This is a genomic window from Polaromonas sp. P3_C2, assembly GCF_056402675.1.
Window position 1 is genome coordinate 1 of record NZ_JBFUGX010000997.1, and the last position, 1,091, is coordinate 1,091.

Below are 1,091 nucleotides of genomic sequence, written 5' to 3' on the forward strand. Positions count from 1 at the left end.
GTAAAGAAGTGCAGATGGTGCCGGGCGGCCTCACGCGTGTGGCGCTCAAAGACGGCTCGCTGGTGGTCAATTCGTCGCAGGGCGGCGGCACCAAGGACACCTGGATATTGCAGGACGGCTCGTCCATGCAGTACCAGTCCCAATCGCAGTCGCAATCCCGGGGAGGAAAATAATCATGTTGTCACGCACTGCAGACCACCTCTTCTGGATGTCGCGCTACACCGAGCGGGCCGAGAATACAGCGCGTATGCTGGATGTGAACTACCAGACCTCTTTGCTGCCGCAGTCCGATGCACTGGTGCAGGCCGGCTGGCAGGGCCTGCTCAGCATCAGTGAGCTCAAGCCTTCGTTTGCCGCCAAGTACGGCGACACCATCAATCCGCGCGACGTGATGGACTTCATGGTGCGTGATGAGAAAAACTCGTCCAGCATCATTTCCTGTCTGCAGAACGCCCGTGAAAACGCCCGTGCCGTGCGCGGCACGCTGACCACCGAAGTGTGGGAAACGCAGAACCAGACTTACCTCGAGGTCATCCGCATGCTGCGCAGCGGCGACTTCGAGCGCGACCCGGGCCAGTTCTTTGAATGGGTCAAGTTCCGCTCGCACCTGTCGCGCGGCGTGACACTGRGCACCATGCTGCAGGACGAAGCCTTTCACTTCCTGCGGCTCGGTACCTTTCTTGAGCGTGCCGACAATACCGCGCGGCTGGTGGATGTGAAGTTCCACGCCGTGCAGAACGACTTCCTCGGCATGGCCGGCGAGAAGGATCAGGAATACGACTTCTACCACTGGAGCGCCATCCTGCGCAGTGTTTCGGGCTTTGAGGTCTACCGCAAGGTCTACCGCGACGTCATCAAACCCGAGCGCGTGGCCGAGCTGCTGATCCTGCGCGCCGACATGCCGCGCTCCCTGCTGGCCTGCCTGAACGAAGTCATGAGCAACCTTGCCATGGTGACCAGCGATACCAGCAGCGAAACCCAGCGCCGCGCCGGCAAATTGCGGGCTGATTTGCAATACGCACGCATCGACGAAATCCTCGCAACGGGCTTGCACGCCTTCCTGACGCAGTTCCTGGACCGCGTGAACGAGC

Annotated in this window: 1 protein-coding gene and 1 pseudogene; both read left to right on the forward strand. The window is 60.9% G+C overall.

What is annotated here, in order from left to right:
• Positions 1 to 173: pseudogene (locus tag AC1DWI_RS24105) on the forward strand (circularly permuted type 2 ATP-grasp protein); the annotation flags it as partial.
• A 2-nt stretch (positions 174 to 175) separates the two neighbouring features.
• Positions 176 to 1,091 (forward strand): alpha-E domain-containing protein (locus AC1DWI_RS24110; protein ID WP_477726034.1); only part of this gene is annotated, 916 nt, incomplete at its 3' end.